Origin of the sequence: Micrococcus sp. (assembly GCF_034179925.1) — a bacterium.
In the GTDB taxonomy this organism is placed as follows: Bacteria; Actinomycetota; Actinomycetes; order Actinomycetales; family Micrococcaceae; genus Micrococcus.
Genome location: NZ_JAXFPG010000020.1, coordinates 44,734 through 70,618 on the forward strand (window position 1 = coordinate 44,734; position 25,885 = coordinate 70,618).

Annotated in this window: 25 protein-coding genes; 8 read left to right on the forward strand and 17 right to left on the reverse strand. The window is 72.7% G+C overall.

Annotated elements, in window-relative coordinates:
- Positions 1–20 precede the first annotated feature (20 nt).
- The 3 genes from SPI96_RS03745 to rlmN form a co-directional block, all read right to left on the reverse strand.
- The gene (locus tag SPI96_RS03745) at positions 21–938 is read right to left on the reverse strand and encodes a 3-hydroxyacyl-CoA dehydrogenase (RefSeq protein WP_321081029.1); all 918 of its coding nucleotides are present in this window, start codon (positions 936–938) and stop codon (positions 21–23) included.
- A 150-nt stretch (positions 939–1,088) separates the two neighbouring features.
- Positions 1,089–2,003, reverse strand: coding sequence for a 3-hydroxyacyl-CoA dehydrogenase NAD-binding domain-containing protein (locus tag SPI96_RS03750; RefSeq protein ID WP_321081030.1), 915 nt, complete (start codon positions 2,001–2,003; stop codon positions 1,089–1,091).
- Between the two features lie 192 nt (positions 2,004–2,195).
- Positions 2,196–3,593 (reverse strand): 23S rRNA (adenine(2503)-C(2))-methyltransferase RlmN, encoded by a 1,398-nt coding sequence (gene rlmN, locus SPI96_RS03755; protein ID WP_321081031.1) that lies wholly within the window; start codon positions 3,591–3,593, stop codon positions 2,196–2,198.
- A gap of 255 nt (positions 3,594–3,848) precedes the next feature.
- On the opposite strand from rlmN, the gene SPI96_RS03760 reads away from it, so the two are divergent.
- Positions 3,849–4,121 (forward strand): three-helix bundle dimerization domain-containing protein, encoded by a 273-nt coding sequence (locus tag SPI96_RS03760; RefSeq protein ID WP_321081032.1) that lies wholly within the window; start codon positions 3,849–3,851, stop codon positions 4,119–4,121.
- A gap of 80 nt (positions 4,122–4,201) precedes the next feature.
- Here SPI96_RS03760 and SPI96_RS03765 read toward each other — a convergent pair whose 3' ends face one another.
- The gene (locus tag SPI96_RS03765; RefSeq protein WP_321081033.1) at positions 4,202–5,575 is read right to left on the reverse strand and encodes a chorismate-binding protein; all 1,374 of its coding nucleotides are present in this window, start codon (positions 5,573–5,575) and stop codon (positions 4,202–4,204) included.
- Positions 5,576–5,740: 165 nt separating this feature from the next.
- Here SPI96_RS03765 and SPI96_RS03770 point away from each other — a divergent pair, with 165 nt between their 5' ends.
- The 4 genes from SPI96_RS03770 (at position 5,741) to SPI96_RS03785 (ending at position 9,755) form a co-directional block, all read left to right on the forward strand.
- The gene (locus SPI96_RS03770) at positions 5,741–6,490 is read left to right on the forward strand and encodes a protein-tyrosine-phosphatase (RefSeq protein WP_321081034.1); all 750 of its coding nucleotides are present in this window, start codon (positions 5,741–5,743) and stop codon (positions 6,488–6,490) included.
- An 89-nt stretch (positions 6,491–6,579) separates the two neighbouring features.
- Positions 6,580–6,894 (forward strand): metal-sensitive transcriptional regulator, encoded by a 315-nt coding sequence (locus SPI96_RS03775; protein WP_321081035.1) that lies wholly within the window; start codon positions 6,580–6,582, stop codon positions 6,892–6,894.
- Between the two features lie 40 nt (positions 6,895–6,934).
- Positions 6,935–7,153, forward strand: coding sequence for a heavy-metal-associated domain-containing protein (locus SPI96_RS03780; protein ID WP_321081036.1), 219 nt, complete (start codon positions 6,935–6,937; stop codon positions 7,151–7,153).
- 4 nt (positions 7,154–7,157) lie between these two features.
- Entirely contained in the window at positions 7,158–9,755 is a 2,598-nt protein-coding gene (locus SPI96_RS03785; RefSeq protein WP_414601898.1) for a heavy metal translocating P-type ATPase, read from the forward strand.
- A gap of 62 nt (positions 9,756–9,817) precedes the next feature.
- Here SPI96_RS03785 and SPI96_RS03790 read toward each other — a convergent pair whose 3' ends face one another.
- The 4 genes from SPI96_RS03790 to SPI96_RS03805 all read right to left on the reverse strand — a co-directional run bounded on the left by SPI96_RS03790 (position 9,818) and on the right by SPI96_RS03805 (position 13,208).
- On the reverse strand, positions 9,818–10,063 hold the full coding sequence (locus tag SPI96_RS03790) for a hypothetical protein (RefSeq protein ID WP_321081037.1): 246 nt from the start codon (positions 10,061–10,063) through the stop codon (positions 9,818–9,820).
- Positions 10,064–10,304: 241 nt separating this feature from the next.
- The gene (locus SPI96_RS03795; RefSeq protein WP_321081038.1) at positions 10,305–10,721 is read right to left on the reverse strand and encodes a DUF4259 domain-containing protein; all 417 of its coding nucleotides are present in this window, start codon (positions 10,719–10,721) and stop codon (positions 10,305–10,307) included.
- Positions 10,722–10,846: 125 nt separating this feature from the next.
- Positions 10,847–11,878: an alcohol dehydrogenase AdhP gene (adhP, locus tag SPI96_RS03800; RefSeq protein ID WP_321081039.1), complete on the reverse strand. Its 1,032-nt coding sequence runs from the start codon at positions 11,876–11,878 to the stop codon at positions 10,847–10,849.
- Between the two features lie 193 nt (positions 11,879–12,071).
- The gene (locus SPI96_RS03805) at positions 12,072–13,208 is read right to left on the reverse strand and encodes a helix-turn-helix domain-containing protein (protein WP_321081040.1); all 1,137 of its coding nucleotides are present in this window, start codon (positions 13,206–13,208) and stop codon (positions 12,072–12,074) included.
- A gap of 108 nt (positions 13,209–13,316) precedes the next feature.
- Here SPI96_RS03805 and SPI96_RS03810 point away from each other — a divergent pair, with 108 nt between their 5' ends.
- On the forward strand, positions 13,317–13,883 hold the full coding sequence (locus tag SPI96_RS03810; protein WP_321081041.1) for an SRPBCC family protein: 567 nt from the start codon (positions 13,317–13,319) through the stop codon (positions 13,881–13,883).
- Positions 13,884–13,992: 109 nt separating this feature from the next.
- On the opposite strand, the gene SPI96_RS03815 is transcribed toward SPI96_RS03810, so the two are convergent.
- The 6 genes from SPI96_RS03815 to SPI96_RS03840 all read right to left on the reverse strand — a co-directional run bounded on the left by SPI96_RS03815 (position 13,993) and on the right by SPI96_RS03840 (position 21,086).
- Positions 13,993–14,316 carry an antibiotic biosynthesis monooxygenase gene (locus tag SPI96_RS03815; protein ID WP_321081042.1) on the reverse strand — a complete coding sequence of 108 codons (324 nt, stop codon included), beginning with the start codon at positions 14,314–14,316 and terminating at the stop codon, positions 13,993–13,995.
- Positions 14,317–14,454: 138 nt separating this feature from the next.
- Complete coding sequence (locus SPI96_RS03820) at positions 14,455–14,886, reverse strand: hotdog domain-containing protein (protein WP_321081043.1); 432 nt, start codon at positions 14,884–14,886, stop codon at positions 14,455–14,457.
- A gap of 265 nt (positions 14,887–15,151) precedes the next feature.
- Positions 15,152–16,042 (reverse strand): alpha/beta hydrolase, encoded by an 891-nt coding sequence (locus SPI96_RS03825; RefSeq protein WP_321081044.1) that lies wholly within the window; start codon positions 16,040–16,042, stop codon positions 15,152–15,154.
- 2 nt (positions 16,043–16,044) lie between these two features.
- Positions 16,045–17,697, reverse strand: a complete 1,653-nt coding sequence (locus tag SPI96_RS03830; protein WP_321081045.1) for a thiamine pyrophosphate-dependent enzyme — start codon at positions 17,695–17,697, stop codon at positions 16,045–16,047.
- A gap of 171 nt (positions 17,698–17,868) precedes the next feature.
- A complete protein-coding gene (locus SPI96_RS03835; protein ID WP_321081046.1) occupies positions 17,869–20,370 on the reverse strand; it encodes a hypothetical protein in 2,502 nt (833 codons plus the stop codon).
- Complete coding sequence (locus SPI96_RS03840; protein ID WP_321081047.1) at positions 20,367–21,086, reverse strand: ABC transporter ATP-binding protein; 720 nt, start codon at positions 21,084–21,086, stop codon at positions 20,367–20,369. Before SPI96_RS03840 ends, SPI96_RS03835 begins: the two co-directional genes overlap by 4 nt.
- A gap of 272 nt (positions 21,087–21,358) precedes the next feature.
- On the opposite strand from SPI96_RS03840, the gene SPI96_RS03845 reads away from it, so the two are divergent.
- Entirely contained in the window at positions 21,359–22,048 is a 690-nt protein-coding gene (locus tag SPI96_RS03845; RefSeq protein ID WP_321081048.1) for a CGNR zinc finger domain-containing protein, read from the forward strand.
- An 85-nt stretch (positions 22,049–22,133) separates the two neighbouring features.
- Entirely contained in the window at positions 22,134–23,111 is a 978-nt protein-coding gene (locus SPI96_RS03850; protein ID WP_321081049.1) for an L-lactate dehydrogenase, read from the forward strand.
- A gap of 214 nt (positions 23,112–23,325) precedes the next feature.
- Here the strand turns inward: SPI96_RS03850 and SPI96_RS03855 are convergent, their stop codons facing one another.
- The 3 genes from SPI96_RS03855 to SPI96_RS03865 all read right to left on the reverse strand — a co-directional run bounded on the left by SPI96_RS03855 (position 23,326) and on the right by SPI96_RS03865 (position 25,885).
- Positions 23,326–23,706, reverse strand: a complete 381-nt coding sequence (locus SPI96_RS03855) for a hypothetical protein (RefSeq protein ID WP_321081050.1) — start codon at positions 23,704–23,706, stop codon at positions 23,326–23,328.
- 101 nt (positions 23,707–23,807) lie between these two features.
- Positions 23,808–24,389, reverse strand: coding sequence for a hypothetical protein (locus SPI96_RS03860; protein WP_321081051.1), 582 nt, complete (start codon positions 24,387–24,389; stop codon positions 23,808–23,810).
- Between the two features lie 92 nt (positions 24,390–24,481).
- Complete coding sequence (locus SPI96_RS03865; protein ID WP_414601899.1) at positions 24,482–25,885, reverse strand: MATE family efflux transporter; 1,404 nt, start codon at positions 25,883–25,885, stop codon at positions 24,482–24,484.

Here is a 25,885-nt window from a genome sequence, read left to right on the forward strand (position 1 = left end):
GGCCGCCAGGGCGGCCCAGCTCACTGCTCGTCCAGCTCCCAGTCCTTCACGACGCCGGTCTGGTTGCCGTCGGAGTCGTAGGTGTAGAAGCCCTGGCCGTCGGCGACGCCGGAGTGGCCGGCGTCGATGGACTCCTGCAGCATGTCCGCGAACTTCACCTGCACCGGGTCACCGGAGTTGCGATGGATGTTCGAGGCCACACCGAAGCCCACGAGGTCGAAGGCCTGGAACGGGCCGTGGTCGTTGCCGGTGGCGATGCGCCAGGTCCGGTCGATCTCCTCCGGGTTGGCCACGCCGTTCACGTAGAGGGCGGCCGCGGCGGACAGCCACGGGATGGACAGCGAGTTCAGCAGATAGCCGGGCACCTCCTTGCGCACGTGCACCGGGACCATGCCGGTCTCCTCCGCGTACTGCAGGGCGCCGTCGATGGCCTCCTGGGAGCTCTTGTCCGTGCCCATCACCTCGGCGGTGTTCCGGGACCACACGCGGTTGGCGTAGTGGAGGGTGACGAACTTCTCCGGGTGCCCGGAGGCGTCGGCGAAGTCCGAGGGCAGCAGGGAGGAGGTGTTGGTGGCGAACAGCGTCTTGTCCGCGGCCTTCTCGCCGATCTCGGCCCAGACCTTCTTCTTCAGGTCCAGGTTCTCCGGGACGGCCTCGATCACGATGTCCGCGTCCCCGACGGCCTCGGCCAGGTCCGAGGTCGGGTGGATGCGCTCAATCGCCTCGTCGAAGCGCTGGGCGTCATAGCCCTCCCCGAGATCCTCCTTGTAGCCGGCGCGGATCCACTCCCAGCGCTGGGGCAGAGCCTCGAGGGCGTCCTCCACGGCGTCGTAGGCGTAGACCTCCTTGCCGTGGTAGGCGGCCTGCATGATGATCTGGCTGCCCAGCACCCCGGTGCCCAGAACAGCGACCTTCTCGAACGTGGTGAACGCGGTCATGATGTCTTCTCTCCTTCTCGGTCCCGCCCCTTCCCGAGCGGATCGCCGTCGTCGTAGTGATATCCCGGACACTACATCCGACTGTTTGATTTTGAAATACCCTGCCGGGTGGCCGTCGGGCGCGGACCCGCGCGCCCCGGCCGCACGCGCTCAGGAGCGCAGCGTCCAGGTCTCCACGGGGCCCAGTCGGGTGCCCTCGGCGTCGTAGTGGTGGAATCCCTGCCCATCGGCCACCCCGGTGTGGCCCGCCGCGATCTGCTCGTCCAACAGGTCGGCGAAGGCGCGCAGCGTCGGGGCATCGTCCTTCGCATGCAACACGGCCGAGACCGTCCGGAACCCGATGGTGTCGATCACCTGGAACGGCCCCCGGTGGGTGTTCCACCCGGTCCGCCACGCGCGGTCGATCGCCTCCGGGGTGCTCACCCCGTTCATGTACAGCTCCACGGCGGCCCACATCAGCGGGCCCAGCATCGAGTTGTAGACGTAGCCGGGCACCTCCTTGTGGGCGATCACCGGCTCCATGCCGGTCTGCTCGGCGAAGCGTTCCGCCCCGGCCAGGGCCTCGGCGGTGCTGGCGCCGGTGGTCATGATCTCCGCGATGTTCTGCTTCCAGATGCGGTTCGCGTAGTGCAGGGTGACGAACCGCTCCGGGTGCCCGGTGTCCTCCGCGAACAGCGAGGGGCGCAGGGAGGAGGTATTGGTGGCCAGCAGCGTCCTCTCCGGCACCAGGGCGCCGACCTTCCGCCAGACCTCCCTCTTCAGCTCCAGCTGCTCCGGCACCGCCTCGATCACGAGGTCCGCGTCCCCCACCGCCTCGGCGAGGTCGGTGGTCGGATGGATCCGGGCCAGGGCCGCCTCGAAGCGCTCCGGCGTGTAGTCCGGCAGGTCCGCGCGGTACCCCTCGCGGATCCAGTCCCAGCGCGCGGCCAGGCCCTCGAGCGCCTCGGGGAAGGCGTCGTAGGCGTGGACCTCCTTGCCGTGCCAGGCGGCCTGCATGATGATCTGGCTGCCGAGCACTCCGGTACCCAGGACAGCGATCTTCTCGAACGTGGTGAATGCGGACACGGAAGGACCTCCCTCACCGCCGCCGGCGCTCCGGCGACTCCGGGGCCCGACCATGACGGCGGTCCTGTTGACGCTACGAGCACCCCACCCCGGGGGCAACGCCTGGCCCGCGGCGCGCACCTCCCCCGCACGACGACGGCGGCGCCCCCCTGCACGGGGAGACGCCGCCGTTGTCGCGGGGCCGGGCCCGGCTCAGTCCCCCTCGCCGGCGGCGAGCTGACCGCAGGCCCCGTCGATCTCCTTGCCGCGGGTATCCCGCAGGGTGGTGGGCACGCCGGCGGCGTTGAGCCGGTCCACGAACTCCCGGGTGACCTCACGCGTGGAGGAGGTCCAGATGGACCCGGGCGTGGGGTTCAGCGGGATCGGGTTCACATGCACCCAGCCCTTGCCGCGCGCGTTGAGCTTCTTGGCCAGCAGGTCCGCACGCCAGGCGTGGTCGTTCATGTCCTTGATGAGCGCGTACTCGATGGACACCCGGCGGCCAGTCGCCACGAAGTACTCGTAGGCGGCATCGATGGCCTCGTCCACCTTCCACCGCGAGTTCACCGGGATCAGCTCGTCGCGCAGCTCATCATCCGGGGCGTGCAGGGACAACGCGAAGGTCAGCGGCACACCCTCCTGCGCGAGCCTCCGGATGGCCGGCACCAGGCCCACTGTGGAGAGCGTGATGTTCCGGGCGGACATGCCCAGACCCTCCGGGGAGGGGTCCACCATGCGGTGCACGGCCGCGAGCACACGCTTGTAGTTGGCCAGCGGCTCACCCATGCCCATGAACACCACGTTGGTGACGCGTTCGGCGTCGCGCCCGTCCCCGCGCAGCCGACCGCCGAGCTCCCCGGCGACGATCACCTGGTTGGCGCGGACCACCTGCTCCACGATCTCCGCCGTGGACATGTTGCGGGTCAGCCCGCTCTGGCCCGTGGCGCAGAACGGGCAGTTCATCCCGCAACCGGCCTGACTGGACACACACAGGGTGACCCGCCCCGGGTAGCGCATGAGCACGGACTCCACGAGGGCGCCGTCGAACAGCCGCCAGAGGAACTTGATGGTGTCCCCGTTGTCGGTCCTCAACCGCTGCACCTCAGTGAGCAGCGGGGGGAAGAACGCCTCAGCGATCTCCGAACGCTTGCCCTTGGGCAGGTCCGTCATCTGCTCCGGGTCCGTGGTGTGGTGCTCGAAGTAGTGCACCGAGAGCTGCTTGGCACGGAACGCGGGCAGGCCGATCTCCTTGGCCTTGGCCTGCCGCTCGGCGAGCGTGAGGTCGGCCAGATGCGTGGGCGGCTGGGACACGCGCGGCTGCTTGAACTGCAGCAGCGGGCGCCCCTCGGCATCGGCCTGCTGCACCCAGCCCTCGGTGCGCGGCATCACCTGAGGGCGGTCGGCGCCGGTGGCCTCGCGGCGCGCCGGCGCGGACAGCGGATGCCCGACGCCGGCCCGGCGCATGCGCTCGCGGTCCTCGGCCAGGCGTTTGGCCTCGGCCTCGTCGATCATGCCGCGGCGGGGGCGGCCGAGCGCGGGCTTGCCCGCACGGTCCGTGCGGTGGTGGGGGGCGGGCGTGGAGCCGGGGCGGCGAGGGGTGTAGTCAGACATCCCCTCCAGTGTCCCATCCGCTGGCCAGGCCCCGCGGGTTGACCTGCCCACCTCCCGAGGGTTCACCCGCCCAGCCCCTGCGGGTTCACCCGGCGTTCACCGAGAATCCGCGTGATCCTGCCGACGAGCACCCCCGGGCTTGCATCCGGCCGGGAAAGGGCTACTCTGGTTAACAAGTTGTTCACCTTCCGTTCACCTAACGGAGCGGAGCGGCCCTCGCGGGCCGTCCCCCACACACCCAGAGGAGGTGCTCCCATGAGCATCCAGCACACCGACCACCACCTGCCCGCCACCCTGAGCCCCCTCATGGAGCGCCGCGTGCTCGCGCGCGTCGAGGACACCCTCGCCCGCCGCTTCGCCGGTGCCCTGTCCGCCGAGACCGTCCGCGCCACCCTGCGCGAGACCGTCGCGGACCTCAAGGCCGGCGCCCGCATGACCACCTTCCTGCCCGCCCTGGCCCAGCACCAGGCCGGCGAGCGCCTCGAGACCCTCGCCCACGGCACCCACGAGGTGCCCGCCGCGGCCTGAGTCCGCCGCACCGACGCCCCTCGACGCCGTCTCCCCGCCCACCCGGGCCAGGGAGGCGGCGTCGTCGTCTGCCCGGGCTGTCAGCCCAGGCCGAGGGCCCGGCGCATCGGCAGCAGCTTGGCTGCGACCTCCGCGACCTCCTCGGCCGCGTCCGCCCCGGGCACGATCCCGCCACCGGCCTGCAACCGCACCCCACCGGGCACCTGCTGACCGCACCGCAGCGCGAGGGCGATCTCGCCGTCGCCGGTCTCGTCCAGCCACCCCACCGGGCCTGCATACCGGCCCCGGTCCACCGGTTCGAGCTCACGGATCACCGCGAGCGCCTCCTGCCGCGGTGTGCCGCCCACCGCCGCCGTCGGGTGCAGGGCGGCGACGACGTCCAGCACCGTCCCGGCCGAGGAACGCTGCCGGCCACGCACGTCCGTGGCCAGGTGGTGGACGTTCGGCAGGGTGAGCACATGGGGGCGCGGGGCCGGGTCCTCGAGGGCGAGCACGGGAGCGAGGGCGTCCAGGACGGACCGTGCCGCCCAGGCGTGCTCGTCGCCCAGGCGCGGGTCCTCGGCGAGCCGGGCGCGCAGGCGGGCGTCCTCGGCAGGGTTCGCGCCTCGGGGCAGGGAACCGGCCAGCACCCGGGAGGAGACTTCGCCGCGGCGCCGGACGGCCAGCATCTCCGGGGTGGCGCCCAGCAGCCCGCCGACGGCGAACACCCAGGTCTGCGGGTAGGCCTCGCGCAGGGCGTCGAGGGCGGCCCACAGGGCGGGCTCGTCTGCGGGGACGGTGTCGGTGCGGCTGATGACCACCTTGCCCAGTCGTCCGCCGGAGGCCGCCATGCGTTCGAGCACCTCGCGGACGGCGCCCGCGTAGCCGGCGTCGTCCCAGGCCGCCGCACCGGGGGCGGGCAGGGGGACGTGCCCGCCGGGGGCGAGCCGGGCCTGCGGGTCCTGCGCGAGGGCGTCCGCCAGTGCGTCCAGGGGTGGGGCCAGGGGCACCCGGCGAGTGCCGGCGCCTGCGGCGGGCACCTCGACCACCCGGGCGGGCACCCGCAGGAGGGAGGGCTCGGTGGAGGAGTCGTCGAACACGGAGGACACCCAGGCCAGGGCGTGCGCGCGCGGGTCGGGGCGCCCGGCGACGGCGCGACGCCACAGCGCGGAGAGCCGGCGGAGACGGTCCGGGCCGGTCAGCAGCACGGTGGCCCCGCCCAGCCCCACACGCAGCCGGCCCCCATGGGACCACACGACGGCGTCCGTCAGCGCCGGCGCGCAGGACACGCCCGGGCGGGCACCATCTGGGCGGGCACCGTCCGGGCCGGCCACGTCCGCGCAGGCCGCCATGTCCATGCAGGCCACGCCCAGGGTGCGGCAGGGCGGCGTGCGCGCGTCGGCCGGGGAGGAAGTGGGCGCGGCGTCGGGGGCACAGCGTCGGGGGCGCGGTGCAGCGGACTCGGCGGAGGGCATGGGCTCCATTCTCCCCCAGCCCCTCCCCCGGGCCTCCCCCGGCCCGTCTTCGGGGCCGCCCGCAGGCCCGGCGCGCAGGCCTGCCCGGGCGCGGGCCGGCGTCGGGGGTTACGGTGTGGCGAACGGCACGCACGCACCGCGTGCCCAGACCTGAAGGACACCGCCATGACCCACCCGTTCCCGGACCCCGCCACCGCCACCCCTGGGGAGCCCGCCCCGCAGCCCCAGCCCCTCACCCCGGCCGGGGTGGAGGTCCCCCCGATGGCCGCCGGCGTGCTGGACCGCGCCTCCCGGACCCTGCACGAGCGCTACCCCGAGGTGGGCACCCTGGAGGAGGTGCGCGCCCTGCTCCTGGACTCCTACGCGACGCTCGCCCGCACCAGCCGCCACCCCGAGATGCTCCCGACGACGGCCGCGAACCTCGCCGGTCAGCGCCTGCGCGCCCGGGGGATCGCCCAGGGCAGCATCGAGTCCCGCCACCCGCGGGTGCTGTTCGTGTGCCACGGCAACGCCGGCCGCTCCCAGATGGCCGCCTCCCTGCTGGAGAACCGCTCCGCCGGGGCGGTGACTGCTCGCTCGGCGGGGACCTCGCCGGCCGGGGAGGTGCTGCCGCATGCGCTCGAGGCGATGCAGGAGATCGGGATCCCCCTGCACAACGCCTTCCCGAAGCCGGTGGACCAGGACATCCTCCGGGCCGCGGAGACGGTGGTGCTGTTCGACGGCGCCGAGGAGCAGGAGCTGGCAGTGCCCGCCGGAGTGGAGGTGCAGCGGTGGGCCGTGCCCTCGATCCGCGGCCTGTCCCTCGAGCAGGTGCGCGGGGTGCGCGACGCCCTGGACCTGCAGGTGCGCGGGCTGATCGCCGAGCTCGGCGAGGAGCTGGTCGGGCAGCCGGACGGGCCGGCGGCGCAGGGCTGAGCGGGGCTGAGCGGGGGCGGGCCGGCGTCGGGACGACGCCGGGCGTCACCCCTGGAAGGGATACCCCCTGGGGGTATACGGTGAGGGGCATGGAGCACGATCCGCACGCCGGCCACGGCTACTCCCCCGACCGCGAGGCCTACCTCAAGCGCCTCAAGCGCATCGAGGGACAGGTGCGCGGCATCCACCGCATGGTGGAGGAAGACGTCTACTGCATCGACATCCTCACCCAGGTGGCTGCCGCCACCAAGGCGCTGCAGCAGGTGGCCCTCGGGCTGACCTCGGACCACCTGCGCCACTGCGTGGCCGACGCCGCCGTGCAAGCCGACCGCGAGGGCCGTCAGGACCTCGTGGACGCCAAGGTGGCCGAGGCCACCGCGGCGATCGGCCGTCTCCTGCGCTGACCGCGGCCCCCGGGCCGCCCCCTCCCGAAAGGATCCCGCCATGACCACCACCTCTCTGAAGATCACCGGCATGACCTGCGGCCACTGCGTGGCCTCCGTGAAGGAGGAGATCAGCGAGGTCCCCGGAGTGACCGGCGTCGACGTCGACCTGCAGACCGGCAGCACCTCCACCGCCACCATCACCTCCGAAGGCCCCGTGGACGAGGCCGCCCTACGCGCGGCCGTGCGCGAGGCCGGCTACGAGACCGTCGAGGCCTGAGCCGATGACGGACCGCTCCCCCGCCGACACCACCACGCACAGCCCGTCCCCACAGGACCGGCACGGCCCACCCACGCGCCGCGTGGACCTGGACATCACCGGCATGACCTGCGCCTCCTGCGTGGGGCGGGTGGAGCGCAAACTCGGCAGGATCGACGGCGTCACCGCCTCCGTGAACCTGCCCCTCGAACGGGCCACCGTGCAGGTGCCCGAGGGCGTCAGCGACGAACAGATCGTGGCCACCGTCCAGAAGGCCGGGTACGGGGCCACGGTGCGCCGGCCAGCCTCGGCCCCGGCAGGCCCGGAGGGTCCGGAGAATCCGGACACCGGGCACGGCGCCGGTGACGCCCACGAGGATCACGACGGCCACGGAGCCGGAGAGCAGGACCATCTGGCGCACGGCCCCCGCGAGGCTGTGCTGCGGCCCCGGCTGATCGTGGCGGCCCTGCTGACGGTGCCGCTCGTGCTGATCTCCATGGTCCCGGCCCTGTGGTTCCCGCACTGGGGCTGGGCCGCATTCGCCCTGGCCACCCCCGTGGTGCTGTGGTGCGCATGGCCGTTCCACGCCGCCGCCGCCCGGGCCGGCCGGCACGGCTCCTCCACGATGGACACGCTCGTCTCCGTGGGCGTGCTCGTGGCCTGGGGGTACTCCGCGGTCGAGCTGATCCTGGACCCGGGCATGACCGCCCACGCCGGCATGGAGGGCATGGGCGGCATGGCGGACATGGCCGACCACAGCCTCTACTTCGAGACCGCGGCCGTCATCACCACCTTCCTGCTGCTCGGCCGGTTCCTCGAGGCCCGCGCCAAGCGCGAGGCCGGGGCCGCCCTGCGCGCCCTGCTGGACCTCGGCGCCGACCAGGCAACCCTCCACGACCCCTCCACCGGCGCCGAGCGCACGGTGCCGGCCGCCTCGCTGCAGGTGGGCGACGTCGTCGTGATCCGCCCCGGGGAGAAGGTGCCCACGGATGCTGTGGTGGTGGACGGGCGCTCCGCGGTGGACGCCTCGCTGCTCACGGGCGAGTCCGTGCCGGAGGAGGTGGGGCCCGGGGACGAGATCACCGGGGCCACGCTGAACACCTCCGGGCGGCTGATCGCGCGGGCCACCCGGGTGGGGTCGGAGACCACGCTCGCGCGAATGGGCCGGCTCGTGGCGGACGCGCAGACCGGCAAGGCCCGGGTGGCACGGCTGGCGGACCGGATCTCGGCGGTGTTCGTGCCGATCGTGCTGGTGGTGGCGGTGCTGACCTTCGTGGGCTGGATGCTGGCCACCGGCGGGGACCTGGCGGCGGCGCTGCGCGCGGGAGTGGCGGTGCTGGTGATCGCCTGCCCGTGCGCGCTGGGCCTGGCGACGCCGGTCGGGCTGCTGGCCGGCACGGGGCGGGCCTCCCAGCTGGGCATCCTGATCCGCGGGCCCGAGGTGCTGGAGGACTCCCGCACCGTGGACACGATCGTGCTGGACAAGACCGGCACCGTGACCGAGGGCCGCATGCGCCTGGCCTCCATCACTCCCGTTGACGAAACGGGAGGTGAGGCAAGCGCTCCCGTTGACGAAACGGGAGGGTCGGAGGGCGCTCCCGTGTACGAAACGGAAGGACCAGCAAGCGCTCCCGTTGACGAAACAGGAGGCTCGACCGCGGCGACCTCCCGCTTCTCGAACGAAAGCGCCCCGGAGACCTCCCGTTTCTCGAACGAAAGCACCCCGGCGACCTCCCGTTTCTCGAACGAAAGCGGTCCGCTGGTGCTGGCGGCCGCAGTCGAAGCCGGGTCGGAGCATCCGATCGCCCGGGCGATCGTCGACGCAGCCCACGAACGCGGCCTCGACGTCCCCTCGGTGCAGGACTTCTCCTCCACCGCCGGCGGTGGGGTGCGCGGCACGGTCGCCCACGACGGCCGTCCCCACCGGGTGCTCGTCGGCCGCACCTCCCTGCTCGAGGCCGAGCTCGGCCCCGACGCCCTCACCACCGCCCACCGGGCGATGCTCGCCGAGGCCGAGCAGGCCGGAGCCACCGCCGTGTGGGTCGCCGTGGACGGCGCCCCCGCCGCGATCCTCTCCGTGCAGGACACCGTCAAGCCCACCTCGACGGCGGCCATCGCCCGCCTCAAGGAGCTCGGCCTGCGCCCACTGCTGGTCACCGGGGACAACGCCGCGGTGGCCACCCAGGTGGGCGACGCCGTCGGGATCGCCCCCGAGGATGTGATCGCCGGCGTGCGCCCCGAGGACAAGGTGGACGTGGTCCGCCGCCTGCAGGGCGAGGGCGCCGTCGTCGCGATGGTGGGCGACGGCGTCAACGACGCCCCCGCGCTCGCCGCCGCGGACGTGGGGATCGCGATGGGCTCGGGCACGGACGTGGCCCGGGAGGCTGCGCAGATCACCGTGATGGGCTCGGACCTGGACCAGGTGGTGCAGGCGCTGGACCTGTCCCGGCGGACCCTGCACATCATCCGCACGAACCTGTTCTGGGCGTTCGCCTACAACACGCTCGGCATCCCGGTGGCGGCCGCCGGCCTGCTCAACCCGATGATCGCCGGCGGCGCGATGGCCGCCTCCTCCGTGCTGGTGGTGCTGAACTCGCTGCGGCTCACCCGCTACGCGCGCTGAGCCAGCCCGACGCCGGCCCCCGGTGGTTCAGTCCGCTCGGGGCCGGTGCCGGGCGGGGCGTCTCAGACCTCGTCCGAGCTGGGCCGCCGCCCGCGCGTGAGCACGTGCAGGACGAACCCGAGGATCACCGACCCTCCGAGGTGCAACCCAGCCGCCTTCTCCGGTGCGATGCCCTGCGGAATATTCGTCCACAGGAACGCCGCTGAGAGCAGCAGCCAGCATACGGACAGGCCCGCTCTCCCGCTTCGGGTCGGCAGATCGGCGTCGAGCATCCCCTTCACGCCGAACGTTCCGACGATCATCAGCACGATGATCCAGAGAATGCCTGCACCACTCACCTTCGGGATTCCCTCCTACGCATCGTTCTCTTCCCTCCGAGACAGCTCACACCCCGATGATTCGACATTGAGGGCAATGGTGCCACAGGAAGAGGCGCGTGCCGTCTCACGATGCGGCCAGCTGCACGCCCTGGCCACTCCGGCGGGCCGATGCATCCGCGCGGAACACCCGGCACCCCCACGACGACGACGCCCCCGCCGCCTTCCCGCGTCAGTCCGGGATGGCGGTGCGGGAGGCCTCGAGCCACTCCTCGAGCTCCCCGGACTCCTCCCACAGCTCGTACAGCTCGGAGGAGGCGGGCTCGCGCAGGGTGATCGCGATCAGCTCGCGCAGCTGTTGGAGGTCCTCGTCGGTGAACTGTTCGAGGAGCCCGTCGAGGTCGAGCTCGTCGGTGTCGGCGATCTCCGCGAGCGCGTCGGCCGCGGCGGCGTCCTCGTTGCGGGCCACACGCACCAGGGCGCCGAGCGCGAGCAGGCGGGCGCCGGCCTCGGCGTCGATGTAGAGCGCGTCCTCCTCGGCCCGGTACTCCTGCCGGTGCTCGTCGAGGCGGTACGTGCCCTCGAGGATCTCGTCGACGAGATCCTGCGCGGCGTCGTTCTGGAACACGTGGACTCCCCAGGTACCCATGGCCTCACCCTACGACGCGGAGGGCGCCAGGGGAATGGGCTGTGGAGGGCGGGAACGGGTCCCGGGAACAGACCGCGGGGGCCGGGCGCATCCGCACCCGGCCCCCGCGTCAAGCGGCAGGCCGCTCAGTCCTTCTTGCTGTAGTCGATGACCACGCGGCCGTCGATCTTGCCCTGACGCATCTCGTCGAAGATGTCGTTGATGTCCTCCAGCGGGCGGGTGCTGACGGTCGGGTGGATCTTCCCGGCCGCGTAGAACTCCAGCGCCTCCACCATGTCCTGGCGGGTGCCCACGATCGAGCCGCGGATGGTCAGGCCCTTGATCACGATCTCGAAGATCGGGGCGGGGAAGTCGCCGGCAGGCAGGCCGTTGAACACGATGGTGCCGCCGCGGCGGGTCATGGCGATCGCCTGGCCGAAAGCCTGGGGGTGCACGGCGGTGACGAGCACGCCGTGGGCGCCGCCGACCTCCTCCTGGATCTTGGCGACCGGGTCGGCGTCCTTGGCGTTGATGGTCAGCTCCGCGCCGTGCTCGGCGGCGAGCTTGAGCTTCTCGTCAGAGATGTCCACGGCCACCACGCGCATACCCATGGCCACGGCGTACTGCACGGCCAGGTGGCCCAGGCCGCCCACACCGGAGATCACGACCCACTGGCCGGGGCGGACCTCGGTCTCCTTCAGGCCCTTGTACACGGTGACGCCGGCGCAGAGGATGGGGGCGACCTCCATGAGGTCCACACCCTCGGGGATCACGGGAGCGTAGCGGGCGTCCACCAGCATGTACTCGCCGAAGGAGCCGTCCGCGGAGTAGCCGCCGTTGAGCTGGTCCTCGCAGAGGGTCTCCCAGCCGGTGCGGCAGTGCTCGCAGTGGCCGCAGGCGCTCCACAGCCAGGCGTTGCCGACGACGTCGCCGACCTTGACCTCCTCGACGTCCGGGCCGACCTCCTCGACGACGCCCACACCCTCGTGGCCGGGGATGAACGGCGGCTCGGGCTTGACCGGCCAGTCACCCTCCATGGCGTGCAGGTCCGTGTGGCACACACCGGTGGAGATCAGACGCACCAGGGCCTGGTGGGGGCCGGGGGTGGGGCGCTCGACCTCCTTGACCTCCGTCTTCGGACCGAACTCGTTGACGACGGCAGCCTGCATGGTGCTCATGGTGTTCCTTTCACGGGGTGGTCAGAGAGGTGCCACCGGCCGGGGGTGCCCACAGAGCGGGCCTCGCGCCTGTGCGGCCGACGCCCCATGCTGTGACCGGCTCCCTCGCCGATGTCGTTCCCGACGTTAGGGCCCGCAGGGTTGCATTAAGGTTGCACGCGCGGACCGCGCGAACCGGGCACGACGCCGGCCCTCAGCCCAGGTCGCGGTCGATCCGTTCCAGCGTGGCCACCGCGAACGCCCTCCGGGGCGAGTCGGCGGGCAGGATCCGCAGCGCGAGGGTCCAGAGGTCGCGGTCGTCGTGGGCCTCGGGCCGGGTGAGGTAGGCCCAGAGCTGGTCCGCGCCGGCGTCGGCGGCCACGGCCTCCCTCAGTCCGGCGAAGATCTCCTCCCGGATGGCCTCCACCCCCGGGGACTCAGAACGGGGCAACACCGGGCCCGTGGCCGCATGCAGGGCCCGGTCCAGGTCGCCCTCCTGGAGGGCGGTGCGGGCGCAGACCACGTCCGCGTGCACATGCTCGCTGAGCCGGTAGGGCCGGGAGAGGACCTGCACCGCAGAGCCCGATCTGTGCAGGGCCTTGCGCAGGCGGTGGACCTCCGCCCGCAGGGAGATCGCCCGGCGGGCGCAGTCGGTCTCCTCGGCGTAGAGGGCGGCCTCCAGCTCCGCGCCGCTGAGCCCCTGGGTGTGCCAGGCCAGCAGGGTGAGGATCTCAGCGTGACGGGTGGTCATGGGTGTGCCGTCCAGCGACGGCTGCTCATGGCCGGTGACCTGCAGCAGGCCGGCCCGGCCCTCGTGCCGGTGCGGGGGCCGGGGCAGCGGGGCTGCCGGCGCGGGAGCCGCCGGCGGAGAGGCCGCCGATGCTGGGGCAGGCGGTGCGGAGGCGGTCGATGCTGGGGAGACCGCCGGCGCAGGCGCCGGGGTGAGCGATGTGGGCGCGGAGACTGGCCGGGGCCCCTGCTCGATCCGACCCGCACCCTGCCCCGGGAACACCGGAGCCAGCCCCACCGGCTCCCGCAACGTCAGGGAGATCAGCTCGCGCAGCCGGTGGAGGTCCGCCTCGGAGAACTGCGACAGGAGCCAGTCGAGGTCCAGTTCGTCCTCGCCGGCGATCTCAGCGAGCGCGGCGGCCGCGGCGACGTCCTCGTTGCGGGCCACACGCACCACCGCGCCGAGGGCGAGCAGGTGCGCGCCGGCGTCGAGGGCGAGCTCGTCCTCCGGGGAACGGTGCACGCCCCGGCGGCCGTCCAGGCGATGGGTGTGGTCGAGGATCTCGTGGACGAGATCTTGGGCGGCCGCGCTCTGAAAGGCGTGGTCTTCCCAGGTATCCATGGTCCAAGCCTACGGCCCCCACGCCCCCTTGCCGGTGAGAGACGGACGAAGTCAGCGGCCGCGCGTCGGGGGTCGGCGGCGGCGCCGCACACCCCTACAGTGGGCACCATGGACACCTCTCAGCCCCGCCCCCCGCAGACGGACTCCCCCGCCACGGACGGCATGGTCTCCCCCGCGGAGGCCCTGCCCTCGGCCGCCCCGCAGGCGGCCTGGCCCGAGCGTGTGGACGCCGGGGAGCGGGCCGTGGCCTACCGGCTGCGCGTGGCCGCCCCCGCCGAGGAGCTGTGGGCGCTGCTGGCGGACCCGCACCGGCACCACGAGGTGGACGGTTCCGGCACCGTGCGGCCGCGGGTGCAGGGGCCGCACCGGCTCGAGGTGGGCGGCCGGTTCACGGTGGCCATGCGCAAGTACGGGCTGCCGTACCGCATCACGTCCACGGTGACGGCGGCGGAGCCGGGCCGTGTGGTCGAGTGGGAGCACCCGGGCGGGCACCGGTGGCGGTGGGAGTTCGCCCCCGTGGAGGGCGACCCGACGGCGACGGACGTCACCGAGGTGTTCGACTACTCCGCCGTGCGCCCGGCTCAGGCGCGCGCCTACGAGCTGCTGCGCCTGGACCGCGACAACGCCCGCGGCATCCGCGCCTCACTGACCCGCCTGGCGGCCCGCCACCTCTGACCCCCGGCGCTCCCGTTCGAGAAACGGGAGGCTCTCCGGGCACTCCCGTTCGAGAAACGGGAGGTGCGCGAGGTGCTCCCGTTCGAGAAACGGGAGCACCCGGCCCGGCTCAGCCCTGGGCGGTGACGGCCGTCCAGTGCGTCGCCTGGGGCGCCTGCGCCAGGTGCGGCGTGACGAGGACGCGCCAGGCGGGGAAGGCCTCCGACTCGCGGAAGTCCACGGTGTGCGCCTCGATGGTCGGCCAGTCCACCAGCAGCCGGTAGCGCTGGGGCTCCTCCACCTGGCGGCGCAGGATGAACGACGTCGCCCCGTGCTCACGGAACAGCGGCTCGGCCTCAGCGACGGCGGCCTCGAAGGCCTCTGCGGCGCCCTCGGCCACCTGCAGCTCGACCATCTCGGTGACGGGGCCCTCCGGGGCGGTGTGGGTGGTCATGGTGCGGTCCTCTCTGTGGTGATCTCTGTGGGGGTCGACGTTCCCGCTTCTCGAACCACAGTGTTCCAGAGACCTCCCGTTTCTCGAACGGGAGCACGCGGGGAGCCCCCCGTTTCTCGAACGGGAGCACGTGGGGGGTCAGCGTCGGGGGCTGGTGGTCTGGCCGGTCACGTAGGCAACGAGCTCGCCGTCGGCACTCACCCGCACCTCGATCACCCGGTCCCGCCCGAACGCGGCGTTCTGCCGGGCCTCTGCCGTCAGCCGCGCACCCAGGCGGGCGGGGGCGATGTAGGTGATGTCCGCGCGTCGCGTGACGGGGGTCTGCCCCAGCGTGGCCACGCAGTACGCCAGCGCCGTGTCCGCCAGGTGGAAGAGGAAGCCGCCGTGGCAGATCCCGTGGGAGTTCACCATGTCCGCGGTGACGTCGCGGTTCAGGCTCACGCGCCCCTCCGCCGCCTCGCCGAGGGTGATCCCGTGGTCGCGCACGGCCGGGTCGACGGCGTGGATCGCCTCGAGGCGGGCACGCACCTCGTCGTCGGGAAGGGAAGCATCGGATGTGGTCTGCGTCATAGCGCCAGTATGCCGGGTGACTGGCGGGCCGCGGGGCTCCGGTCTGCCGCGCGCCGCCGGTGCCCGAGGCGCTCGAGGCATCCACCGCGCGCCGTCCACCTCCCGTTTCTCACACCGGAGTGTCCGAAGAGGCTCCCGTTTCTCGAACGGAAGTGCCCGGGGAGGCTCCCGTTTCGCACACGGGAGTGCCCGGGGCGGCTCCCGTTTCCTGAACGGGAGCGCCCGGGGAAGCTCCCGTTTCTCGAACGAAAGTGGGGGGCGGGGGTCAGCTCGTGGGGGTCCGTGCCGCCCACCAGGTGCCGATCGCCTCGGCGACCGCCGGCGGGTCCTGCAGGTGCGGCCAGTGCCCGGCCCCGGCCCGCACCACCGTCAGCTCCACCCCCGGGGCGAGCAGCGGCACCACGTCCGCCGCCTCGACCTCACGCGTCGCCCGCACGTACAGCACCGGCAGCGCCGCGCCGCACCGCCCCACCCCATCCTCCTCGCACCCCTCCCCCACCGGGGGCCGCAGGCCGGCCCAGAGCGCGCGGGAGTCGGTGCGCAGCACGGATTCCCAGAGCGAGCGCATCGGCTCGTCGGCGGTGGCATCCAGATCCGCGAACACCCGCTCCCGCCACAGCGCAGGCCCGGCCCAGTCCCGCGCCAGCGCGCCGCGCATCGCCGCCCGCCAGTCCGTCCGACGCGCCAGCTGCGCCTTCCTCGCCCGCGCCGCCACAGCGTCCGGGGCCACAGGCACGTTCGAGTCCACCACCACGACGCCGGCCGGAACCCCCGCCTTCAGCCTCGCCTCCGCCCCGTCGCCCGTGCTCGCCCCAACGTCCGCCCCGTCAGCCGTTCCCGCGCCCGCAGCCGGCGCCCCGGCAGGGGCTGCAAGCAGCCCTGCCATCGCCAGGGCCAGCACACCCCCGGTGCTGTGGCCGACGAGCAGCCGCCCGGCGGTCGGGGTCCGTTCGAGCAGCCATGCGGCCGTCGAGGGCACGTCGGCCGGCAGGCCCCCTGCCGCCCCGACGGGGCCGGCGTCGTTGTGCCTTGGCAGGGCGGGAGCGGCCACCTGCGCCCGGGGCACGCCGAGGGCGTCCGCCACGGGGAGCACATGGCCTGGCCGGCCCCCGATGCCGTGCACGAGGGTCAGCGGGGGAAGCCCGGTGCTCGTCACCGTCAGTAGGCCTTGACGCGCTGCTCCACGATCAGGTGGATGAGCGCGAACCGCCCCTCCTCCTGTACGGCCTTCAGCGCACGCTCCACCGCGGCCGGCACGTCCGCGTCCTGCTCCACGCGCACGCCCACACCGCCGAAGGCCTCGGCCATGCCGGCGAAGTCCGGGTTGGCCAGCTGGGTGCCGGAGACCCGCTCGGGGTACTGGCGCTCCTGGTGGGTGCGGATGGTGCCGTATTCCTGGTTGTCCATCACGACCACCAGCGGGGTGGCCCCGTACTGGGCGGCAGTGGCCAGCTCCTGACCGTTCATGAGGAACTCGCCGTCGCCGGCGATGGTGACCACCACACGGTCCGGGAAGTTCAGGGAGGCGGCCACGGCGCCGGGCACGGAGTAGCCCATGGAGCCGTTGCGGGCGGAGATCATGGCCCGGTAGCCCTCGGTGGGGAAGTACCGGTGGGCCCAGTTGGTGTGCTCACCGGCGCCGAGGGAGATCATCGAGTCCTTCGGCAGCTGCGGCACGAGGTTCGCCATGAGGGTGTCCATGCGGGCCGGCCCGTCGGTGGGCTCGGCAGAGGGCAGGGCGGCGAAGGCCTCCTGCTCGCCACGCATGCGGGAGGTCCACTCCTCCCATTCGGGTTTGACGTCCAGCTCCATGCGCACGAGGTCGCGCACGAACACGTCCGGCTTGGCCACGATCTGGTGGGACACGGGCCCGGAGCGCCCGCGCAGGGACGGGTCGATGGTCACCAGGAAGTTCTTCTTCTCCCAGTTCTGGCGGATGGTGAAGCCGTCCGTGACGACGTCCCCGGGCACGGTGCCCACGAAGACGATCAGGTCGGTCTCCTCGAGCAGGTCGTAGGTGGGCTTGGGCCGGCCGTAGCCGATGGGGCCCACGTAGGAGGGCGAGGAGAACGGCACGGTGCCCTCGGTGCGCCATTCGGCGGCGGCCGGGAGCTTGTGCTCCTCGAGCCAGGCGGTGAGCTGCGCGGCGCCCTCGTCGGTCCAGTCGTTGCCGCCGGTGATGAACAGCGGCTTGTCCGCGGCCTTGAGCGCGGAGTGCAGGGCCTTCCAGTCGTCCACGGTCATGCCGCCGTTGGCGACGGGGATCCGGGGGTGCAGGTCGGCGTCGATCTGCTGGCAGATCACGTCCTCAGGCAGCCCGACGACGACGGGCCCGGGCCGCCCGGAGGCCGCCGCGAACATGGCCTCGGCCACGATCTCGGAGGCGCGCTCGGGGTGGTCCAGGACCATCACGCGTTTGGTCCCGGAGCCGAACCAGGCGTGGGGGTCGAACTCCTGGAACGCCTCACGGTCCCGGTGCTCGAAGGGGATGAGCCCCACGAACAGCACCATGGGGGTGGAGTCCTGCCAGGCGGTGTGCAGGCCGACGTGCGCGTTCGCCGCACCGGGGCCGCGGGTGACCATGGCGACGCCGGGCACCGGGTTCATCTTGCCGTCCGCCTCCGCCATGTAGGTGGCGCCGCCCTCGTGGCGGCAGACCACGTTCTCGATGCTGGAGCCGTGCAGGCCGTCGAGCACGTCGAGGTAGGACTCGCCCGGCACGGTGTACACGCGGCGCACCCCGTGGGCCTCGAGGGTCTTCACGATCACGTGTCCGGCGGAGAGGGTTCCGGAGGAGGAGGACTGGGACATGGGCGCTCCTGGGACGGGATGCGGTCAGGGGTGGCCCCAACCTAACGGAGGAATCCCGCCGATCCCACAGGGCACGCTGGTCCCACAGGGCACGCGGGCGAGCGCGCCCGGTCTGCTGGTGCGTGTTCACGCACCGGACACACGAAGGTGTGAAGACCGGGCGCACAGGGCTCACTCCAAGCGATCCCGAGCGTCGAGACCTCTCAGCGCCAGGAGCACTGCCCCGATGAAGGCCAGTGTGGTGCCTGCCCCCATGATGCCCACCAGGGGCCAGGGGATGTGCAGATCGACCGGGAGGTCCTTCAGCCGCGCCACGGCCAGCACGCTCAGTGCACTGCCCGCGAGTCCGGCCACGGTCGGAGCGACGACGACCCATGCGATCTGACCGGCCAGGACCGAACGCACCCACGAGCTGCGCAGACCCATGGCCTGGGCGCCGGCGAGGATGCTGCGCCCGGCCGCCCCGGCCTGGACACCATAGATGAGGGCGAGGGCCACCCCCAGTGCGGCCAGGGCGCCAGCGCCCCAGAGGATGCCCTCGGGGACGGCGAAGGTGTCCTGAGGCTTGGGCAGGTCCATCCACTCAGGGTTGAAGCCCAGGCGTTCGGGCAGGTCTGCCGCCGCGGTCCGTTGGTCAGCGTTGAGCCGAGGGAACACGTGGGCGATCTCCAGGGTGAGCGGCAGATCGGCAGAGCGGGCGGTGTCGGCGAGGATCACGGCGCCCCCGTTCACGAGGCTGCCCTGCATTCCTTCCACCGTGGTGACGGGGAGATCGATGAGGGTCTGGTCCTGTCCCAGGCTTTCCGCCTCCGGATCCAGCACGGTCAGCGGGCCGCTCGAAGCCTCCTGGCTGCGCAGTGCCCCACCCCGGTTCAGGGCGTCCACGGCCGGGGTCGGCAGTTCGCCGAGACCCATCACATCGGCGGCCTGCTGCGCGGAGGAGACCACCACGATCGGACCGTCTTGCTGGGTGGTGGAGGCCTCCACCTGGAAGAAGGCGAAGTCCCCCGTGGCGCCCAGGGCGTCCCGGACATCCTCCACGATGCTCTCCGCCACAGCCTGGTCACCGATGTTGAGTACATCGACACGGGCCTGATCCTCCGGGACGGTGGACACGAGCGAGCTGTTGAACGTTTCGGCCGCACTGGTTGTTCTCGTCACAAGACTCGTGGTGAGCACGGCCTGAAGACCGAACAGCAGCATGATCAGCCAAGCGCCGCCGGCTGAGGTGATCATCCGGGTGCGGAGCAGGGCAGCGGGACGCTGGGTGAGGCCCCGGTGGGAACGGAGCCCGAGGGCGAGGGGGACGAGGAGGACGACGGCGACTCCTATCAGCGAGCTGCTCGTGCCGATCTGGGTTCCCCGCAGTCCGTCCTGGAGGATCCAGGCGGCGGCGGCGAGGCAGAGGACGATGAGGCCGATCAGCAGTGCGGTCGAGGGCCACGGCACCCGAGACCGCCGAGCCCAGGCGAGGTCTGCCCGCGTACGGGGGCTGAGCCGCAGCAGGGCGAGCCCCGTGCCGAGCATGACCCCGAGCACGCTCGTTCCCATGATGATCGCTGCGACGGTGGGCAACCCCACCCACGGTCCGAGAGGGGCCGGCAGAAGGCCTGCGAGGACCGCACGGAGCCCCAGCCCGAGCAGTGCTCCCGCCGCTGTACCGGCCAGGGCGCCGAGGACGCTCAGGCACAAGGGCAACAGCATCACCAGACGGTGGGTGCGGTTGGGGCGCACGCCCAACGCCGTGAGGGTTCCCACCGAGCGGACGAGCAGGCGGCTGCCTCCCCAGGAGGTGATGGCGGCGGTCAGTGTGGGGACAAGGAGCAACGGGAGCAGGAAGATCCACAGGTTGGAGGACACGTTGAAACCGCGGGGCATCTCGAGCAATTCTGCGGCAGAGAGCGGATCCTCGATTGCGACCTCTCCTTGCCCCACCACGGGGTCGGCCTCAAGAGCCCCCACGAGTGCCGAGTAGACCTGTTCCTGGTCGCCCCGGGACCAATACACGCTGGCGGAGGCGGAGACGCCCAAACGGTGGAGTGCTTCGGAGGAGAGGTCCTGGCCGGCACCGGCCCATGTTCCCGGAGCGGGGAAGACGGTGATGCCGTCACGTTGGTAGTCCTCGGAGGCAGTGCAGGTGATCTCCAGGGACAGCGCACCGTCGTAGAAGGAGATCCGCGTGCGGTCACCGAGGCGTTCGGCCAGGGCTGGGGACGCACACGCCTGGCCTGGGTGCTGGGGGGCCACACCGCTGACGAGGTCCACCGCACCCACGGGGGTCGCCGTCATGTCTCGCTCGTGATAGTAGACCGGGGGGAGGGAGACTTCTTTCGCCTCTCCGAGATCGCGCACCGTGAGGCCGACCCCGACGTCCTCGGCACCGGCATCGTGGAGGGCGGAGGTCAGCGCGGGCTGATCGAGCCCGGCGCCGAGGGGGAGTTCGACGACGTTCTGACTCGCATATTCAAAACCGCCCAGGAGTTGATCCCTCTGCTGTTCTGGGCCCAGGGAGTAGCTCTGGGTGACGGCATGGAGCAGGACCATCAGGGCGGCGGCGGTGGCAGAGGCCAGGGCCGTCCACCACGAGCCTCGGGTGCGGAGGAACACGGGCAGGAGGGATGCAATGCCTGCCGTGGAGCGGCCCGTCTGCGAGGTGAGCCGACGCCCGTTCATGCGTGGCTCCCGGTGGTCAGGGCAGACGCGGAGGTGTCGGTTCCGCCACTCAGCCGACCGTCGCTCATGGTCCACACGTGATCGGCATAGTCGCGCACGACGTCGTCGTGGGTGACGACCACCACGCAGACACCGTCATCGGCGAGCGCCCGGAGCAGGGAGAGGATCTCGCGGGTGGTGACGGAGTCGAGAGCGCCGGTGGGCTCGTCGGCCAGGAGGATGCGTCGGCCGCCCGCCACGGCACGGGCAATGCCCACCCGCTGGCGCTGGCCGCCGGAGAGCTCCACCGGCCGACGGCCCTCCATGCCGGCCAACCCCACGCGCCCAAGCCAGGCGTCCGCCTCCTCGGCGGCCTGGGCGGCCGTCCATCCGCGCGCCCTCAGCGGCAGAGCGACGTTCTCCTGAGCCGTGAGCATGGGCAGGAGGTTGTCGTCCTGGAACACGAGGCCGATCTCATGGAGACGCACATCGGCCCGAGCGTTGGCCCCGAGGCCGGCCAGGTCCGCGTCCGCGACCCGGACGACCCCCGAATCCGGCACCTCAAGCCCAGCGATGACGTGCAACATGGACGTCTTGCCAGAGCCCGAGGCACCCATCACAGCGACAAACTCACCATGGCCGAAGGCCACGGACACCCCATCCAGGGCTGTCACCGCCTCAGAGCCACTGGAGAAGCGCAGACTGACGTCCTGAACATGGATGGCCGGATCAGACACTGTATCCCTAACGATAGAAGGGTTGTGAATGGAGAGACGAAATCAGGGGGCGAAACTCAGCATCCCCCATTCGTCCGCCACGAGGACATGCGGTCGTTCTTCCTGGAAAGAGACATGAGCGATGATCCTCGGTGATGGAAAATACAAACCAACGAGAAAGCACAGTATCACGTCCTGCTGCTCATGCACTTCACAGTTCGTCTCATGTAGAGCAACCGCCCAGGGCACGATGCCCCCTGCCGCCGGCACGCCCCCGCCCGTAGGCTTCCTCCATGCTCTCCCCCCGCACCCTCGGCCACCTCTCCGCCGTCTCGGCCTTCCTGGACACCGCTCCCGGGATGCGCGGCGGCCAGCCCGCCGACGAGCAGTTCACGGCCGGCGTGCAGCTGCCCTCACTCGTCCCCGCCCTCCTGGAGGAGGAGGGCCGCCTGCGGGTGGCGGCCACAGCCCTGACCCGAGGCAGGGACCTGCGCGCCCGGCTCACGCAGATCTGGGCCCTGGCCGCCGTCGACGCGCCCACCGCACTGACCGCCGTGAACACCCTGCTCGCCGAGGTGGGCCCGCTGCGGGTGGTCGAGGCTGAGGACGGCACGGCGTTCGCCGCGGCCGAGACCCCCGCGGACGCCGTCGAGCGCCTCACCGCCCTGGCCGCCCTCGCCCTGGCCGACACCGCCGTGCAGGGCGAGCTGGCCCGCCTGCGTGTCTGCGCTGGCGAGGACTGCGAGAACACCCTCGTGGACGCCTCCCGCAACCGCTCCAAGCGCTTCTGCGACGCCGCCAACTGCGCCAACCGCACCCACGTGCGCTCCTACCGGGCCCGCCTGGCAGGGGCCGCCCCCGCCGAGGCCGCGGAGTCGGCGTCGTCCGGGAAGGAGCCGAGGAACGGGAAGAAGGCGAAGAAGGCCGCCCCGGGCGACAAGGACCGGAAGAAGCACAAGAAGAAGGGCAAGGGGAAGAAGTGAGGCTGCGGCGCAGGCCTGGCAGGACGCGCACGTAACCCTGCGGAACGGTCCGGCCGGAGGCGGGCAGGCACCCTACGCTGAGGTCATGACTACTGAACAGTCTTCCGCCCCCACCACCACCCGTCGTCACAAGGTCGGCGTTGTCGGCGCCGGCGCCGTGGGCAGCGCCGTCTGCTACGCCACCATGCTGCGCGGCGTGGCCGACGAGGTCGCCCTGTACGACATCGCCACCGCCAAGGTCAACGCTGAGGTCGCCGACATCTCCCACGGCGCCCCCTTCGCCCCCACCTCCGTCATCACCGGCGGCGACGACCCGGCCGTGCTCGCCGACTCCGAGGTGGTCGTGATCACCGCCGGCGCCGCCCAGAAGCCCGGCCAGACCCGCCTGGAACTGGCCGGGAGCAACGTGCGGATCCTCTCCGCCCTGCTGCCGCAGATCCAGGCCGTCGCCCCCGACGCCCTGCTCGTGCTCGTCACCAACCCGGTGGACGTGCTCACCTACGTCGCGCAGCGCATCACCGGCCTGCCGGCCCACCGCGTGATCGGCTCCGGCACCCTGCTGGACACCGCCCGCCTGCAGTACGCGATCGCCACCGCCGCCGGCGTGCACCCCTCCTCCGTGAACGCCCAGATCCTCGGCGAGCACGGCGACTCCGAGTTCGCCGCCTGGAGCTCCGGCCTGATCGGCCCGACCCCGGTGCGCGAGTGGCCGTCCGCCGAGAACCCGATGTTCACCGAGGATGCGCTCAAGAAGATCGAGCACGGTGTGATGAACGCCGCCTACGAGGTCATCAACGGCAAGGGTGCCACCAACTACGGCATCGGCGTGTCCGCCGCCCGCCTGATCGAGGCCATCCTGAAGGACCAGCAGGTCGTCCTGCCGGTCTCCACGGTGCAGTCCGGCGTCCTCGGCCTGAACGACGTCGCCCTGTCCCTGCCCTCCATCGTGGGCGCCAACGGCGTCACCCAGGTGCTGACCCCCCGCCTCGACGAGGCCGAGATCGCCCGCCTGCACGCCTCCGCCGAGGCCCTGCGCGCCACCGCCGCCAGCCTGAACCTCTGACCGGACGGACCCGGCCGGCACTGCCCCGGCCGGTCCTTCCCTCAGAGCCGGGACCGGCCACGTGGCCGGTCCCTCCCAGAACGACAGTCGCCTTCGCCTCCCGTGTGGACGGGAGGCGAAGGCGACTGTCGTTCTGTCTGCCTCAGGAGGGGGAGGCGGCGGGTGAGCCGAGTCGGGCGGGCTGAGGCGGGTGAGCCGCAGCGGAAGGGGCCGATCAGGCGGAGGGGGCTCCGCCGTCGCGGGTGTTGCGGGCCTGCTGGGCGCGCAGCTCGGCCTGGCGGCGCTGGAACGCTTCCTCGGAGGAGCGGTTCGTGCCGGAGCCCTGCGAGAGGTGCTCGGGGTTCTCACGGGCGGCCAGCTGCAACATGGCCACCACCACCAGCGAGACCATGAAGAACACGCCGAAGGCGATGAGCCCGATGTCCACGCGCAACGGCCGGGAGGTGCCTCCGGAGGCGGTGATCGCGGCCACCACGCCGCCCACCAGGCCGAGCACGGCGGAGAACACCAGCGGGCCCTTCACGGTCTCGCGCAGGCCGCCACGGCTGCCGCGGCCGGCGTGGTCGTCGGCGGGACGGGGGGTCTGTGCGCTCACGGTGCGGCTCCTGACGGGGACTGCGGGAGGTCGGGGCGGGCCGGCACGACGCCGGACCACGGGCCCGGGGTGCCGGGCGCGCCCAGTCTACGCCGCCGCCGTCACAGGCCCCGGGCCGAGCCGCGGTCCCGCCGGACCTCATGGTGGAAGCCCAGCCCGGAGACGGCCAGCAGCACGCCCACGATCAGCGCACCACCGCCGACGATCCCCAGCTGGCCGTGCGGGTCCAGCCCCTGCAGCGCCCCCAGGGCCAGGCCCAGGCCCGAGCCCAGGCCCACCAGGCCCGTCCACAGCTGGTCCCGGGCGGGGATGAACTCCTGCCGGTGCCGGGCCCACGCCGTGAGCTCGGCGGCACCGCCGGCCACGAGGGCCACGGCCGCCGCGGCGCCCACCGCGGCCGGCGAGCCCAGGAACAGCAGCACCGCCACACCGAGCATCCAGGCGGCCGCTGCCATGGACAACGGTGCGCGCATGGCCTCGGGCACGGGGTCCCGGCGCAGGTACTCCCACATCGCGGAGCCGGAGAACACCAGGTACAGGGCCAGTGCGACCTTCATCCAGAGCAGTCCGGGCTCGGCGACGAACACGGTGGTCAGGCCGAAGATCAGCGCGACGACGGCGCGGATGAGGATGGGCTTGAACACCTCAGAGGACACGGCGAGGGGGGTCTTCACGGTGGGCACCGCCCCAGTCTAGGTGGGGTGCCCGGGAGGGCCCTCAGTATGGCCGCCCGGGGCCGGACGACGCCGGCCGGCCCCAGCCCCAGGCGGCCGGCTCAGCCCAGGCGCATCCAGGCGTCCCCGCGGGCGCGCAGCCCCAGGGTGAGCGCCCGCATCCCCAGGTACACCCCCGCGAACCCCACCCACAGCAGGGCCACCTGGGCGGGAGGCGCCACGGCCCCGCCCCGGCCGAGCCCCCCGCCGGCCGTCTGGGCCAACAGCCACAGGGCGGGCGCGTACACCGCCAGGTTCACGACGCCGGCCAGCGCCAGGTACCGGGCGTCGCCGGCGCCGATGAGCACGCCGTCGAGCACGAACACGTACCCGGCCAGCGGCTGGGCGAGCGCCAGCATCCCCAGCCCCGCCGCGGCGGCCGCCTGCACGGCCGGGTCCGGGGTGAACAGGGCCGGCAGCCACAGCGTGGACACCCCCAGCAGCGCCCCCGTGAGCACCCCGAAGCCCAACCCCCACCGCACCATCAGGTCCGTCAGGCGCCGGGCCTGGGCGGGCCGGGCCGCGCCGAGCTCCGCGCCGATCAGCGCCTGCGCGGCGATCGCGAGGGCGTCCAGGGCGAAGGCCAGGGTGGAGAACAGGGTGAACACCAGCTGGTGGGCGGCCAGGGTCAGCTCCCCCAGCCCCGTGGCCGCCACCACGGTCAGCAGGATCGCCATCCGCAGGCTCGCGGTGCGCAGCAGCAGCCAGGAACCCACCTGCGCGGTGGCCCGCATCCCCGAGGCCCGCGGCGCCATGCCGGTGCCCGCGCCTCGGAAGCGGGGCGCCAGGACGGCCAGATAGGCAGCCAGCATGCCCCACTGCACCAGCGAGGTGCCCAGCGCGGACCCGGCCACGCCCATGCCGGCCCCGTACACCAGCACCAGGTTCAGCACGATGTTCACCGCGAACCCCACCCCGGCCACCACGAGCGGGGTCACGGTGTCCTGCAGGCCCCGCAGGATGCCGGTGGCGGCGAGCACCGCCAGCAGCGCCGGCAGCCCCGGCATGGACCACCGCAGGTAGGCGACGGCGTGCGCGTGGACCTCGCCCCCGGCGCCCAGCAACCCCACCAGGCCGGGGGCCGCCGCCCAGCCGAGCAAGCCCAGCCCCGCCCCGAGCAGCAGTCCCAGCCACACCCCGTCCCGGCCGCGGGCCAGGGCGGCCGGCAGGTCCCCGGCGCCGACGAGGCGGGCGACGGCCGGCGTGGTCGCATAGGCCAGGAACACCATCAGGCCCGTGACCGTGTGCAGCACCGTGGTGCCCACCCCGACGCCGGCCAGCTCGGCCGTGCCGAGGTGCCCCACGATCGCGGTGTCCGCCATGAGGAACAGCGGCTCGGCCACGAGCGCCCCGAACGCCGGGACCGCCAAGCCCAGCACCCGGCCGGCCAGGGCGCGGCCCGAGGCGGGGGCCGGCGTCGGGCCTGGGGCCGGGGCCGGCGTCGGGCCTGAGAACCGCCGTGCCAC